Raw genomic sequence first — 14,396 nt, 5'->3', positions numbered from 1 at the left:
CGGCAGAAGGATGTGACGTCATGCGCGGCCTGTCAGGTGACTTCTCGACGATGCCGTTGAAGGATCTCGTCGCGTACCTCGGCAGCCGGAGGGCCACCGGGACGCTGCGGGTCATGCGGGCGGGCGTGCGCAAGCTGATCCTCCTGCGCACCGGACAGGTGATCAGCGCCAGCTCCAACCAGCCGCGCGAGTTCCTCGGCCAGTTCCTCATCAACATGGGGCACCTGAGCGAGGAGCAGTTCAGCAAGGCGTACGCCACCCAGCGCGAGACGCGGGTGCCGCTGGGGAAGATCCTGGTGATGACGGGACTGGCGGCCGAGCAGACGGTGCGCGCCACCCTCACCCTGAAGTTCCGCGAGACGCTGCTGGACATGTTCCGCTGGGAGGAAGGCGAGTTCTCCTTCGACGCGGGCGCGGTGGCGGCGATGGAGGGCGTGGACGCGCGGGTGGACCTGACGGACGTGCACCGCGAGGGCGAGTTCCGCGAGACGGCGTGGCTGTCCATCCGGGCGGCGTTCCCCTCGGGGAACCTGTACCTGACGGTGGATGAGGGCCGGCTGCCAGAGCCGCCCAAGCCGGGCACCTTGGATGCGAAGCTGGTGAAGCGCATTCGCGAGGGTCTGACGATCGACGAGATGGCCAAGGTGCTGCATGCCTCGGACTTCCTGGTGTACCAACGCCTGTACGCACTCTATCGGCTGGAAGCAGTGAAGGTATCAGCCACGCCGCCGCCGGGGCGTCAGCGGCCCCCGCCGTCCGATGACGAGGACGAGGCACAGGTGGTGGACGTGGATGTAATCGGCGCCGAGTCCCCAACGAGCGAGGTCATCCAGGCCGCGCAGTCCTTCCTGGAGAACGGCAACTTCCGGGACGGAGAGACACTGGCGCGCCGTGCGCACGAGATGGATCCCACGCCTGAGACGGAGGCACTGCTGCGCTCGGCGGAGGCGGCGCTGGTGGGGGCGCTGCGGCGGGAGATGCTGGACAAGCCGCAGGTGCCCTCGCTGCTGGTGTCAGCGGGGCAGCTCAAGACGCTGCAGCTCGGCACACCCGAGCGCTACCTGCTGTCGCGCATCGACGGCAAGCGAGACCTGGGCAGCATCATCGCCATGTCGCCGCTGAAGGAGCTGGAGGCACTGAAGTACTTCCGTGCCTTCGTGGACTCCGGGCTGGTGAAGCTCATGCCGCGGTGAGCTTGTCGCGCAGACAATCCGCCAGCTCGGAGCGGAGCTGCTCCGGGAAGCCGGACAGGCCCGGGGTGTCATTGGCCTCGAGCAGCACGTACTCCCCCTCCTGAGTCTCCAGGAAGTCGAGCGCGAGGATGTCGGCTCCCAGGTGGCGCATGGCGGTCCGCGTGTGCTCGGCCAGGAGCGGAGGGGAATCGATGACGTGGTGCTTGCGCGTCTGGACGTTGGCCTTCCAACCGGCACCCTCGCGGGCCATGGCCCAGAGCCGATCGCCGATGGCCATGCAGCGCACGTCGCGCCGGTAGTCGATATAGGGCTCGATGACGGCGTAGTCGTTGGTGGCGGGAGGCTCCGAACGCACTCGGGAGCAACTGGTCCGATGGTCGGACCAGTTCGCCTGGCACGCGCCCGGAAGGTGCCCGGTGCTCGGGGCGTCAGAACGGTGCCGGGCGCTCGAAGGAGACGAGCTGGCCCGTCTCCGGATGCTGGAAGGAGAGCGACTCCGCGTGCAGGTGCAGGCGGACGTCCTCGTGTCCGTAGAGGCGGTCCCCGACGATGGGAGCGCCGAGCCCGAGCGGATGCGCCGCATGGACGCGCAGTTGGTGGGTCCTGCCCGTGAGGGGGAAGAACGCCACCCGGGTACGCTGTCCGCGGCGTTCGAGCACCCGCCACCGCGTCACCGCCGGCTTGCCGTGCACGGGATCGTGGATCTGCCGAGGCCGGTCGTCGAGGTCGACGCGCATGGGGAAGTCGATGGTGCCCTCCTCGCCCTGGACGACGCCCTCGATCCAGGCCACGTAGCGCTTGTGGATCTCCCTCTGGATGAACTGCCGCTGCAGGGCCGCGTGCGTGCGCGAGTCGAGCGCCGCGATGAGCAGGCCCGAGGTGTCCAGGTCGAGCCGATGCACGAGCAGCGGGCCCGTCGCGTGCGGATAGCGGGCGCGCAGCCGGGCGAGTACCGAGTCCGTCACCGAGGTGTCCTTCCCGGGCACTGAGAGCAGACCGCTCGGCTTTTCGACCACCACGACCCAGGCGTCCTCGAAGACGACGGACAGCTCCTGGGCCACGACGGCCGGTGGCGAGAAGGCCCTCGGAGACTCGACCTGGAGACCCTCCAGCATGAACGGAAGGAGGGGCGCGCACTTGTCCTTGCAGGCGGCATAGAACGCACCGGCGGCGCGTCCCCCTGCGGATGGCGGAGCACCCCACCAGAACTCGGCGAGGGCCAGCGGTTGCAGGCCGTGCGTGAAGGCATGGGCGAGGAGCTTCGGGGCCGCACAGTCAGCGGCACCCGAGGGCGGCTCTCCGCGGGAGTACAGGGCCCGGAGCGGACGGCGCTCGCCCCGAGCATTGGGCACCTCATAGGTGTCGTGGAGCCGCTTCATGAGCACGCGGCAGACGATCCACCGCAGGCGCTCGAGGGCCCGGAGGCGCCGCTCCAGCCGCGCCCGCTTGGGCTCGATGGCCCGGCACTCCTCCTCCTGGGCCGCTTCCATCCGGCGCCGCTCCGCCTTGTCACCGCGGCTCTCCTGGTCGAGCGCATGAAGGGCCTCGCGCTTCCCCGCGTCCGTGAGTGCACCGGAGGCCTCCAGCTCAGCCCGCCGCACGTGGCGCAGCCGCTTCCGCTCCTCGTGCCGGGTGCGCAGCTCCGCGCGTTCCGCGGCGTGACGAGCCTCCAGCGCTTCATGGGCGGCCCGAATGTCGACGAGTTCTGGCGAGGTCCGCATCGCCTCGGCACGGGCGAGCAACGCCTTCACCACGGCCTCGCCCGCGGGCTCCACGCGCTCCCGCGTCTCGCGGTCGAAGAGGGGCGGGACGAAACCTGGAACCTCCCATCGCCCGGCGAGCATGCCGGAGAAGGACCGGAGGAAGCCGATGCGTCCGTCGGGCGTCCGCACGACGAGCACGCCGAACATCTTGCCGCCCTCGGGGCCATCCAGCATCGCGGCAGGAATCCCGGGAGCGACGAAGCCCGCCCGGAACTCCGCCTGCAACACCGCCGCGGCCCGGCGCGCCAGGGCATGGGGACCGAGCTCGTCGAAGGGGCTCGGGAAGGCCCCCGCGATGTCGCCAGGGACAGGCTGCGGCTCGAAAGGTGTGACCCACGTCTCCACGGCTCTCCCGTAGCACGAAGCGTGAAGATGTGGAGAGCGGCTGCTCGGTGCTTGAGCGGCGGAGCACCCGCCATGCCTGGAGGCGGCTCAGTCAGCGTGCCGAACCCGCCTCCGCACCGTCGAACGCCTTCAGCTTCTTCTCCAGCCACACGAGCTGCCGGCGGGAGCTCATATCGGCCGCCGTACGGCCCTCGGCAATGGCCTTCCTGAGGCACTCCTCCGCGCCAGAGCGGTCTCCACGCGCGAGGAGGATGTCCGAGCGCAGATTCAGAACCCGCATCCGCGCGGCACCTCGCGCGAGCGCCAGCGCCCGATCGTTCGCCTTCAGCGCCTCCTCCAGGCGGCCCGCCTGCAAGTAGAGCATTGCCAGCCGGGTCGGAGGGTTGTCGTCGCTCGGCAGCGCCTTCTCGCTCTCCTCGAGCGCGGGCACGGCCTGCTCCGGGCGGCCGAGGGACAACGCCGCCATCACCCGGTGACCGTCGAAGACGGTCTTCTCCTGCGGCGTTCGCTCCCGACCCGCGCTTCGTTCCAAGAAGACGAGCCACTCCTCGGCAAGGGCGGTGGCTCCGGCTTCATCGCCGTTCATCTGGCGAGCCTCGACCAGACTTTCATAGAGGCTGGACCGGAGGTCGGGCTCCACTGCTTCCGGGGGCAATCGGAGCGTCCTCTCGGCGGCGAGAACGAGCTGGCCCCGGAGCGCGGCACTGTCTCCCTCGGGAAGATCCAGGGAGCATGCGACCCCCACGGCGGCGACCTTGGTCTGATCCTCGGCGGCCTGGAGTTGGGGAAGCTCCTCGAGGGCGGTGCGGGTACACGACTCACTCTCCCCGGCCGCACCGAGCGAATTCAGCAGAGTGGTGACGGCCCTGGCTCGGGCCGGCCAACCCGCCGGAGCCTTCTTCAGCGCCTCCCGGTAGGCGAGCACCGCCTCGGCGTGGTTCCCCGCGGCGGAGTGGGAATCCGCGAGCACAAGGGCCTTGTCGGCGGCCTCGAGCTGGCCCTGAGAGGCCCGCAGGCCGTGCTCGAGCAGGCTCACGAACTGCTCGACCGAGGCTCCGCCCACCGTGCGCGCCAGAACGGTCTCTCCGCCAGGGTCGATCACGAGCACCGTGGGCCAGGTGTCGATCGGGAAGCGCTGGAGGAACGCGGCGTTGGCGGGGTCATCCGTGTCGATGGCCAGCCAGACGTAGCGCGCGGCGAACGGTGCCACCGAGGGATGGGGCAGCACGTTGGCCTGTATCGACAGGCAGGCATGACACCAGGGGGCCCAGACCTTGATCAGGAGCGGCAGGTGGCGGGTCCTCGCCTCGCGCAGTGCCGCCGCGTAGTCATTCTCGATGAACTCCGGCATCGACCCGGGCGCGGAGGGAGTGCCTCGGGCACCCGGATCCGTCCGGGCCGTCGCACAGCCCACGGTGAGAGCGGACAGCAGCAGCAACAGAATCCAGGCGTGACGCATAGGGTCTCCTCCGGCGCGGACCAGACACCGCCCGCGCACAGAAGTTCCCGTCTCGGTTCAGTGCTCCACGTCGTTGAGTTCGTTGTAGGGCTCGCCAGGAGCGATGCGGTAGCCATCGGCTGCCACGCGCTCCACCGTGGCGATGGACCAACAGTCTGGCGTGGAGTCGTCGTCGATGTTGGCCGCCGCCGCGCCGATGAACACGCCCTGGCTGGACCCTCCGTCCGGCAGGGTGACTCCCAGACCCGCACGAGTTCCATCCGGCAGCGTCGCGGGCGTGAGCGGGCAGTCCGTCTGCACGAAGGTCTCGAAGGTGCCCCGGAACTTCGGCACTTGCGGATCCGCGGCCACGATCTGGTAGGCCGCCGACCTCGACCCGCCCACCGAGGACCGTGGAGTCTTGCGCTCCTCGAACTTCAACACGCGTCCTCGAGGGGCCGCGAAATAGGTGTAGCGATTCCCCAGCTCCGGCTCGAACCCGATCGGGTTCATGTCCTCCGAGAAGACGTCCTTCTCCAGGAGGAAGGCCCACTCGTTGGTGTACAGGGCCTTGAGATTCGCCTTTGCCTCGTGGATGGGGGCGCAGCAACGAGACTTGGGCAACAGGTCGCGCACCAGCCGCATCCCCACCACCCCCGAGACGGCGATGAAGGCCACCACCCCGGTGGACAACAACAGCCACTGGACAGCGCTTGGAGACTGCTGAGACCTGGGCTCCACGTGGTGCTCCCCCCCTCTGCGTACGAGTCGGCGCGAACCCCGTGAAGGGCTCGCGATGCCAGACACCGTCGCCGGTTCCCGGTGAGCGGTGAGCGGGGACGACCCTCACCCCTGCCCTCTCCTAGAGGGAGAGGGAGCACAGGCTCAGGGGCGCGTCATCGCCGCCTTGCTGTCCGGTGCGGCTGGGGCTCCGACCACCTCTTGGGTGGACAGCGCCTCGTCCACGGACTCCTCCTCCGCGGGGGCCTCGTCTTGAGGCTCGGTGGCCTCGTCCTTCGCGGGAGCCTCGAGCGCTCCCGGAGGCAGGCGAGCCAGGCCCAGACGCATGGCCTCGCGGCCGAGCCACGTGGCGCGGATGTGCCAGATGGGCTCGTTGACGATGACCGCCGCCACCGCCACCTTCGGGTTGTCCTTGGGCGCGAAGCCCACGAACCACGAGTAGTCGCGGAAGGGGTTGCGGTCCGCCAGCGTGCCCGTCTTGCCCACCGCGCCCGGCACACGCATGCCGCGTTCGCGGAAGATCCGGCGCGCGGTGCCCTTCGTCACCGTGGCCTCCATCAGGGTCGCCAGATCGCGCGCCACCTCGGGAGACAGGACCTGCTCGGGGGGCTGAGGCTGTGCATCCGCGCCGGGCTCGAAGAGGACGGGGTCCCGCCACACGCCCCCGTTGGCCGCCACGGCCGCCAGCAGCGCGCCATGCAGCGGCGAGAGGTACACGTCCCCGAAGCCCGCGCCCGTCTGGGCGAAGCGGAACTCGTCCTCCTCCGGCACGGCGGCGAGCGACACGTCCGTAGGCACCGGGAAGGACAGCTCCCGGTTGAAGTGGAAGCGAGCCGCCGCGTGCTTCAGCGCCTTGGGCGACAGGTAGCGCTGCGTCAGCTTGGCGAAGATGACGTTGGCGCTCTTGCCCATGGCCTCGGCCAGCGAGTGGCACTGGCCGTCCCGCGCGCTGTCCTGCAGCAGCTTCTCGGAGAGCCGGCGCTTGCCGCCGTGGAAGCATGTCTCCTCCATGGGCGTAACGCCCGCCTCCAGCAGCGCCGCGCCGGTGACAATCTTGAAGATGCTGGCCGCGGGGAACACCGCGCGCGTGGCCAGTCCGCGCAGCCCCGGCTGGGCCTGCGAGTGCTCGGCCATGGCCAGCACACGGCCCGTGGAGGGCTCCAGCACCACCACCGCCCCATAGGGCACCCGGTACTGGCCGAGGATGCCGGTGAGCTGCGACTGGAGAACCGGATCAATGGTCAGTGGCACCTCGCCCTTGGGTCCCGGCACCACCAACCGCCCCTGGGCGTCCTTCTTCGCGCGGGCGAGCACGTCCTGCTTCGCCGGCAGCGGGCGCATGCGGGTAATGGGCGGATCCTGCTCACGAGAGGGCACCGGCGCAGGCGGGACGAGTCCCAGCATCACCCCGGCGTCGGAGCCATCCGAGACCTCGGCCACGCCCGCGTCCGCCAGCCCGGCATCCGAGAGAGCGGCCTCAGCCACCGGTTCCTTCTCGGCCTCCAGCGGGCTGACATCGTCCGCACCAACGAGCAAGAGGAACAGGGGGACGAGCAGCGTGGCGGGGAGGACCCGGGAGAGCGTCATGCGGAACCGTCGCGCGAGGGGGGTGGAGGGGGGAGGGGCATGGTACCCGCCTTCATCGAGACGTCCATTCCATCGCAGGCGTTCCCCTGGAGGGCGAGAATCCTGGCGAGCCCTCTTTGGTCCCGGTAGGGTCCACCTGCCTTGAACGTATTGAATGAGACTGCAGTGATCTGGAGTGCCGAGTGTCGGCGCACGCTGCGCAGTTCCCGCGTGCTGGCGCTGCTCGGGCTCTACTGCCTTTTCTCTCTGCTGGTCTTCGTGGCGGTGGCCGCCTTCCGGACCTTCCTCCAGCAGATGAGCCAGTCCGGCATGATCATCCCGAGTGGGGAGATGCCGGTCTCGGTCCTGGGAGTCTTCTACCTCAGCCTCTTCTTCCTGCCGCTCTACGTGGCGCTGATGGGGTTTGATTCGGTGAGCGGCGAGGTGGGCCCGCGCTCCATCCGCTACCTCACCGTCCGGGCCCGCCGCTCGTCGGTGCTGCTGGGCAAGTTCCTCGCACAGACCACGGTGCTCCTGGGGCTCGTGTTCGTGCTCGACCTGGGCCTGTGCGTGTACGCCTGGGTGACCACGCCGGGCTTCGGCCTCGCGGCCTTCGGCACCAACGTGCTCCGCTTCTGGTTGGCCTCCACGGTCTTCTCCCTGGCCTTCCTGGCGCTCACCTCGCTCTGCTCTAGCGTCACGACCAGCCCCGCGGTGAGCCTCATCCTCAACTTCAGCGTCCTGCTGCTCTCCTTCCTGCTCTGGACGACGGCCCTCTTCGACGAGGGCCACCCGCTGCGCAACATCCGCTACCTCTCGCCCTTGAGGTACTCCACCCGGCTGCTCTACCCGGACGCGGCGGCGGTCGTGGGAAGCGTCGCGGCCTATGCCGTCTTCACGCTGCTGTTCCTCGGCGGCGCCTTCTTCATCCTGCGCGAGAGGGACCTGTGAGCGAGCGGGCCATCGAGATTGTCGGAGTCACCCGGCGCTTCGGCGCCAAGGTGGCGGTGGATGGGGTGAGCCTCTCCATCAACCGGGGCGAGGTGTACGGCCTCATCGGCCCCAACGGCGCCGGGAAGACGACCACCTTCTCCATGATGTGCGGCTACCTGCGCCCCTCCGGAGGCACGGTGCGGGTGATGGGGGTGAACCCCTTCGAGGATGGGGCCCTCAAGGGGAAGATCGGCGTGCTGCCCCAGGACGCGATGCTGCCCGGCGGCTGGAAGGTGGGGCCGCTGCTCACATACTGGGCGCGGTTGAGCGGCCTGAGCACGCCCGAGCAGGAGGCGCGCACGTCGCTCGAGCGGGTGGGCCTGATGGAGGCCTGGGATGTGGAGACGCACGCGCTGTCGCACGGAATGGCCAAGCGCGCGGCCCTAGCACAAGCCCTGATGGGCAAGCCGCCGCTGGTGCTGCTCGACGAGCCCACCGCCGGATTGGATCCGCGCATCGCCAACCAGGTGCGCCAGGTCATCCGCGAGCTGAAGGATCAGCAGACCACCGTGGTGGTCTCCAGCCACAACCTCCAGGAGCTGGAGCAGCTCTGTGACGCGGCGGCCATCCTCGACCGGGGCAAGCTGGCCCAGGCCGGCACCATGGCCGAGCTCACCAGCCAGGGCGCCGAGTTCCGCGTCCAGGTGGCCCGAGGCACCGTCATCCTCCCGGAGCTCCAGTCCCTCCCCGGCGTCATCTCGGCGCGAATGGAGGGTGAGACACTCCTCCACGTTCGCTTCGACGGCCAGGCCCATCAGCCCGAGGAGGTCATCAGCCGCGTCGTGGGCCACCTGCTGCAGACAGGGGTCCTCATCCTGGGTGTCTCGCGGGGCCGTCGGCTGGAGGAGCGGGTGCTGCAACTCACGTAGAGCGGGCAGGCTCCCCGGGCGAAAAAGAAATCCCCGGAAAATCCCGGGTGAAACTCCGGGGCGGTTCGTGTCACCAGCGTCCGGATGGTAACCCGCCCCCTCTCACGCCCCTCCGCCCGCCTTGCGGACCCAGGCCACCCAGGCCGTGCCGCGCTGCTCCAGGCCGAGCAGGGCATTGCCCGTGGCCTCGCACCACGCGGGCAGGTCTGCCTGGACGCCCGGATCGGTGGCCACGAGCTCCACGAGGGACCCGGGCGCCAGCCGGCGCACCGCCTTGGCGATCTCCAGGATGGGAACCGGGCAGTAAGTCCCCGAGGCATCCACGCGTACGTCCGGCTGCATGAGTCCAGTGTAGGCCCGGAGCGAGCGACTCGCCGGAGGAATTTTCGCCAAAAACCGTTGTGTTTTCGGGGCCCTGGGTGGCGTCTTCACCCAGTCAGAGCACGCCTGCCCGCCTTGCGTGCTCGGAACGGGCTCTGTTATCTACCCGCGCCCTGCTGACTTGATCAAAGCCCGGGACCGTAGTCGGACCTGACGACGTACTTAGGAGCAGAACAGACTCATGAAACCCAATGTGATCGTGGCCCTTCTGGTGGGCCTGGTGCTGGGATTCGTTGGTGGCCGCGCCATCACCGGCGGCACCACGAAGGATTCCGCCGCAGCCAACAAGCCCGCGGCTGCCGCCAACGCCGCCCGTCCGAATGCCCGGCAGGTGGACCCCACCGTCTTCAAGGTTCCCATCGACGGCTCGCCCGTGAAGGGCAACGCCGACGCGCTCGTCACGCTCGTCGAGTTCTCCGACTACCAGTGCCCCTTCTGCTCCCGCGCCGATGCGACGGTGAAGCAGCTCCAGAAGGACTACGGCAGCAAGCTGCGCGTGGTCATGAAGCAGAACCCGCTCTCCTTCCACCCCCGCGCGAAGCCCGCCGCTCTGGGCGCCCTGGCCGCCGGTGAGCAGGGCAAGTACTGGGAGTACCACGAGAAGCTCTTCGCCAACGCGAAGGCCCTCGAGGACTCCAACCTGGAGAGCTACGCCCAGGAGCTCGGCCTGGACATCTCCCGCTGGAAGGCGAGCATGGCCAAGCCGGAGCTGACCGCCCTCATCGACCGCGACCAGGCCCTGGCCGGCAAGCTCGGCGCCAGCGGCACCCCGGCCTTCTTCATCAACGGCCGCTTCCTCTCCGGCGCCCAGCCCATCGACAACTTCAAGGGCCTGATCGACGAGGAGCTCGGCAAGGCCGAGGCCCTGACGCGCTCGGGCACCCCTGCCAGCCAGGTGTACGCCGCCATCATCGCCAAGGGCGTGGAGTCGGCTCCCCGCAACAACCCGCGCGAGCAGCAGGCCCCGGCGCAGGCCTACCGCAAGGTGGACGCGCCCGCCGACGCCCCCGCCTTCGGCCCCAAGGACGCCAAGGTCACCATCGTCGAGTGGTCCGACTTCGAGTGCCCCTTCTGCAGCCGCGTCGGCCCGACGCTCAAGCAGATCAAGGAGACGTACCCCAAGGACGTGCGCGTGTTGTTCCGTCACCAGCCGCTGTCCTTCCACCCGAACGCCAAGGGCGCCGCCGAGGCCTCCCTGGCCGCCCATGAGCAGGGCAAGTTCTGGGAGTACCACGACAAGCTGTTCGCCAATCAGCGCGCCCTGGATCGCGCCTCGCTCGAGAAGTACGCCCAGGAGCTGGGCCTGAACATGGGCCAGTTCAAGGCCGCGCTCGACTCCGGCAAGTTCCGCGCGAAGGTGGAGGCGGACTCCGCTGCCGGCACCGCGGCGGGCGCCAATGGCACCCCGACGTTCTTCGTCAACGGCCGTGAGTTCGTGGGCGCCCAGCCCTTCGACAACTTCAAGAAGATCATCGAGGAGGAGAAGGCGCGCGCCGAGAAGCTGCTGGCCTCCGGCACCAAGCAGGCGGACCTGTACGCCAAGCTCATCGAGGAGGGCGTGAAGTCCAATGGCTCCGCTCCCCAGGCTCAGGCCCCGGCCGAGGCCCCCGTGCAGAACATCGAGGTGGGCAATGCCCCCGCGCGTGGTCCGAAGAACGCCCCGATCACCATCGTGGCCTACTCTGACTTCGAGTGCCCCTTCTGCAGCCGCGTGCTGCCCACGCTCAAGCAGATCGAGGACGAGTACAAGGGCAAGGTCCGCGTGGCCTTCAAGAACCAGCCCCTGGCCTTCCACGCGAACGCCAAGCCGGCCGCCGCCGCCGCCCTCGCCGCCCATGAGCAGGGCAAGTTCTGGGAGTACCACGACAAGCTGTTCGCCAATCAGCGCTCCCTGGATCGCGCCTCGCTCGAGAAGTACGCCCAGGAGCTGGGCCTGAACATGGGCCAGTTCAAGGCCGCGCTCGACTCCGGCAAGTACGATGCCCAGGTCGCCGCGGACATGAGCGAGGCCACCCGCGTGGGCGTCAACGGCACCCCCACCTTCTTCATCAATGGCCGCTCGGTCGTCGGTGCGCAGCCTCCCGACGCCTTCAAGCGCATCATCGACGAGGAGCTGAAGAAGAAGGGCTCGGTCGCGGCGGACCAGAAGTAGTCCCCGCCGCCTCCCACGAGGCGAGTGAATGAAAAAGGCCGTCGGACCGAAGTGGGTCCGGCGGCCTTTCTCTTTGCGGGAGCTCCCTCTCCCTCTGGGCGAGGGTCGGGGTGAGGGTCTCCTCTCCCCGCTCGCGCTCAGGACACGGCGATGGCGTCGATCTCCACCTTGGAGCCGCGGGGCAGCGCGGCCACCTGCACGGTGGCGCGAGCCGGGGGCGCCCCGGTGAAGTAGCGGCCGTAGACCTCGTTCACCTTGGTGAAGTCGCCCAGGTCGGTGAGGAAGATGGTGCAGCGCACCACGTGGGAGAAGTCCAGGCCGGAGGCCTTCAGCACCGCGCCCAGGTTCTTCATCACCTGCTCGGCCTGATCAACGACGTCCCCCTCCACCATCTGCATCGTCTTGGGATCCAGGGGAATCTGCCCGGACAGGAAGGTCATCTTCCCCGCGTCCACCTGCACGGCCTGCGAGTAGGGGCCAATCGCCTTGGGCGCGTCGTCGGAGTGCACAATCTTGCGAGCCATGAGTTCACCTCGGAAACGAGGCGGCCAGGAGCGGCCGCGCGTCCGCGGCGGCTCTAGCATCTGCACGGCGGCCGGCCAACCCCTCGCAGGCCCGGGACGCGAGGTGATGCTCAGGGCAAAACCCTCACCCCGACCCTCTCCCAGAGGGAGAGGGAGGAAGGAGGGAGAGGAGTGACGAGAGCCCCCGGTCCGGCTCTCAGATGCGCTCGACGGAGTAGACGCCCGGCAGCCGCTCGATGGTGCGCATCAGATCGGTGAGCTGCTTGAGGTCCGAGATGGTGACCTCGAAGGTGTTCACCGCCCGGTCATCCCCCGTGGCCCGGCAGTTGGCCTGGGAGATGTTGACGCCCTTCTTCGAGAATGTGTTGGAGATGTCCGCCAGCAGGCCCGTCCGGTCCGCCGTCAGCACGCGCAGGGTGACGGGGCGCTTGAAGTCGCCACGCACGTCCCATGACACGTCCACGCGGCGCTCGGGATCCGTTGCCAGCGCCTTGTCGCAGCCCACCGTGTGCACTGTCACGCCCCGGCCCCGGGTAATAAAGCCTGCGATGGGATCGCCTGGAACCGGGTTGCAACAGCGGCCGAAGCGCACCAGCACGTCGTCGACGCCGCCGATCTGCACTCCGCTGCTGTTCTGCTTCCCCACCAGCTTCTTGGCGAAGTCGGTGACTCTCGACAGCCCCGGCAACATGCTGCTGCTCTGCGCCTGGGACTCCGCCTGCGCGCCCTTGCCCTCTCCCGAGCCGGCCGCCAGCTTCTCCGGCGGCACCACGCGGGAAATCACCTGGTTGGGCACCACCTTGCCGTAGCCCAGGGCTACCAGCAGATCGTCCTCCACCCGGAAGCCGAGCTCCTCGCAAGTCTTCTTCAGCGCGCCGCTCTTGAGCAGCTTGTTGAAGTTGAGCTGGAAGCGCTTCAGCTCCCGCTCCAGCAGCTCGCGGCCCAGCTGCAGGCTCTTCTCGCGCTGCTGCTGCTTGATGAAGGCGCGGATGCGCTGCTGCGCCCGGCTCGTCTTGACGAAGGTGAGCCAGTCCTTGGACGGGTGCGCCTGAGGGCTGGTGAGCACCTCCACCGTGTCCCCGTTCTTCAGCTTGTAGCGCAGCGGGACGATCTTCCCGTTCACCTTGGCGCCCACGCACCGCCCACCCACGTCCGAGTGGATGGCGTAGGCGAAGTCCACCGGCGTGGCCCCACGCGGCAGGCTCTTCACGTCCCCCTTGGGGGTGAAGACGAAGACCTCGTCGGTGAAGAGGTCCACCTTCACCGTCTCCAGGAACTCCTTGGGGTCCTTGAGGTCCTGCTGCCACTCCATGAGCTGGCGCAGCCAGGCGAACTTCTCGTCGTCCTTGCTGACGGAGACCGCCTTGCCCTCCTTGTACGCCCAGTGCGCCGCGATGCCCTCCTCGGCCACCTTGTGCATGTCCGGGGTGCGGATCTGCACCTCGATGCGCTCGCCCAGCGGCCCCACCACCGTCGTGTGCAACGACTGGTACATGTTGGGCTTGGGGATGGCGATGAAGTCCTTGAAGCGCCCCGGCACCGGCTTCCAGAGCTGGTGCACCAGGCCCAGCGCCTCGTAGCAGCTGGGCACCGCGGGCATGATGATGCGGAAGGCGATGATGTCGTGGATCTGCTCGAACTCGATCCCCTGCGACTTCATCTTCTTGTAGATGCTGTAGACGTGCTTGAAGCGGCCACTCACGTCGCCCTTCAGGCCCCGCTCCTCCAGCTTCGTCTGGATGAGGGTGCTCACGTCCTCGATGTACTTCTCCCGCTCCTTCTTGCGCTTGTTGAGCTTGTCCTGCAGCGCAACGAAGTCCTGGGGCTTCACGTAGCGGAAGGACAGATCCTCCAGCTCCGTCTTGATCCAGCTGATGCCCAGGCGGTTGGCCAGCGGCGCGTAGATGTCCAGGGTCTCCTGGGCAATACGGCGCTGCTTCTCCTCGGCCATGTGGTCCAGCGTCCGCATGTTGTGAGTGCGGTCCGCCAGCTTCACCAGGATGACGCGGATGTCCTGCGCCATCGCGATGATCATCTTCCGGAAGTTCTCGGCCTGCTTCTCCTCCTGGGAGAGCGTGGCCGAGGCTGAGAACTTGGACAGCTTGGTCACCCCATCCACCAGCTGGGCGACCTCTGGGCCGAACAGCTCCGTGAGCTCTTCGGCGGTGGCGAGCGTGTCCTCGATGGTGTCGTGGAGCAGGCCCGTGACGATGGAGGCTTCATCCAACTTCAGCTCCGCCAGGAGGCCAGCGACCTCGAGCGGGTGGATGAGGTAAGGCTCTCCCGACTTGCGTAGTTGGCCCTGGTGTACCTTGGCCGAGTAGACGTACGCCTTCTTGATGATGTCCAGATCGGGGTCCGGATGATAGGAGGCAACCCGCTGGAGGATGTCGTTGAGGCGAATCATCGAATCGTCAGCAATGCTAACTGC

Annotated in this window: 12 protein-coding genes; 4 read left to right on the top strand and 8 right to left on the bottom strand. The window is 68.4% G+C overall.

The window, feature by feature from the left end:
- Positions 1-20 precede the first annotated feature (20 nt).
- Positions 21-1,193 carry a DUF4388 domain-containing protein gene (locus OV287_RS23520; protein ID WP_267536274.1) on the top strand — a complete coding sequence of 391 codons (1,173 nt, stop codon included), beginning with the start codon at positions 21-23 and terminating at the stop codon, positions 1,191-1,193.
- On the opposite strand, the gene OV287_RS23515 is transcribed toward OV287_RS23520, so the two are convergent.
- From OV287_RS23515 to OV287_RS23495, 5 genes are all read right to left on the bottom strand, one after another.
- Positions 1,180-1,548 carry an ATP-grasp domain-containing protein gene (locus OV287_RS23515; RefSeq protein WP_267536273.1) on the bottom strand — a complete coding sequence of 123 codons (369 nt, stop codon included), beginning with the start codon at positions 1,546-1,548 and terminating at the stop codon, positions 1,180-1,182. The genes OV287_RS23520 and OV287_RS23515 overlap by 14 nt on opposite strands.
- A 73-nt stretch (positions 1,549-1,621) precedes the next feature.
- A complete protein-coding gene (locus OV287_RS23510) occupies positions 1,622-3,301 on the bottom strand; it encodes an RluA family pseudouridine synthase (protein WP_267536272.1) in 1,680 nt (559 codons plus the stop codon).
- Between the two features lie 91 nt (positions 3,302-3,392).
- Positions 3,393-4,760, bottom strand: coding sequence for a thioredoxin family protein (locus tag OV287_RS23505; RefSeq protein WP_267536271.1), 1,368 nt, complete (start codon positions 4,758-4,760; stop codon positions 3,393-3,395).
- 57 nt (positions 4,761-4,817) lie between these two features.
- The gene (locus OV287_RS23500; RefSeq protein ID WP_267536270.1) at positions 4,818-5,480 is read right to left on the bottom strand and encodes a hypothetical protein; all 663 of its coding nucleotides are present in this window, start codon (positions 5,478-5,480) and stop codon (positions 4,818-4,820) included.
- Between the two features lie 144 nt (positions 5,481-5,624).
- The gene (locus OV287_RS23495; protein ID WP_267536269.1) at positions 5,625-7,067 is read right to left on the bottom strand and encodes a penicillin-binding transpeptidase domain-containing protein; all 1,443 of its coding nucleotides are present in this window, start codon (positions 7,065-7,067) and stop codon (positions 5,625-5,627) included.
- A gap of 165 nt (positions 7,068-7,232) precedes the next feature.
- Here OV287_RS23495 and OV287_RS23490 point away from each other — a divergent pair, with 165 nt between their 5' ends.
- Positions 7,233-7,997, top strand: coding sequence for an ABC transporter permease (locus OV287_RS23490; RefSeq protein WP_267536268.1), 765 nt, complete (start codon positions 7,233-7,235; stop codon positions 7,995-7,997).
- A complete protein-coding gene (locus OV287_RS23485) occupies positions 7,994-8,908 on the top strand; it encodes an ABC transporter ATP-binding protein (RefSeq protein ID WP_267536267.1) in 915 nt (304 codons plus the stop codon). Before OV287_RS23490 ends, OV287_RS23485 begins: the two co-directional genes overlap by 4 nt.
- Before the next feature lie 102 nt (positions 8,909-9,010).
- On the opposite strand, the gene OV287_RS23480 is transcribed toward OV287_RS23485, so the two are convergent.
- Positions 9,011-9,250, bottom strand: coding sequence for a sulfurtransferase TusA family protein (locus OV287_RS23480; RefSeq protein ID WP_267536266.1), 240 nt, complete (start codon positions 9,248-9,250; stop codon positions 9,011-9,013).
- 220 nt (positions 9,251-9,470) lie between these two features.
- Here OV287_RS23480 and OV287_RS23475 point away from each other — a divergent pair, with 220 nt between their 5' ends.
- The gene (locus OV287_RS23475; protein ID WP_267536265.1) at positions 9,471-11,441 is read left to right on the top strand and encodes a DsbA family protein; all 1,971 of its coding nucleotides are present in this window, start codon (positions 9,471-9,473) and stop codon (positions 11,439-11,441) included.
- Positions 11,442-11,578: 137 nt separating this feature from the next.
- Here OV287_RS23475 and OV287_RS23470 read toward each other — a convergent pair whose 3' ends face one another.
- Positions 11,579-11,965, bottom strand: coding sequence for a RidA family protein (locus tag OV287_RS23470; protein WP_267536264.1), 387 nt, complete (start codon positions 11,963-11,965; stop codon positions 11,579-11,581).
- 196 nt (positions 11,966-12,161) lie between these two features.
- Positions 12,162-14,372 (bottom strand): RelA/SpoT family protein, encoded by a 2,211-nt coding sequence (locus tag OV287_RS23465; RefSeq protein ID WP_267536263.1) that lies wholly within the window; start codon positions 14,370-14,372, stop codon positions 12,162-12,164.
- Positions 14,373-14,396: the final 24 nt, after the last annotated feature.

The sequence above is a fragment of the Archangium lansingense genome, assembly GCF_026626635.1.
Lineage (GTDB): Bacteria > Myxococcota > Myxococcia > Myxococcales > Myxococcaceae > Archangium > Archangium lansingense.
This window is presented reverse-complemented; position numbering and strand designations above follow the sequence as displayed.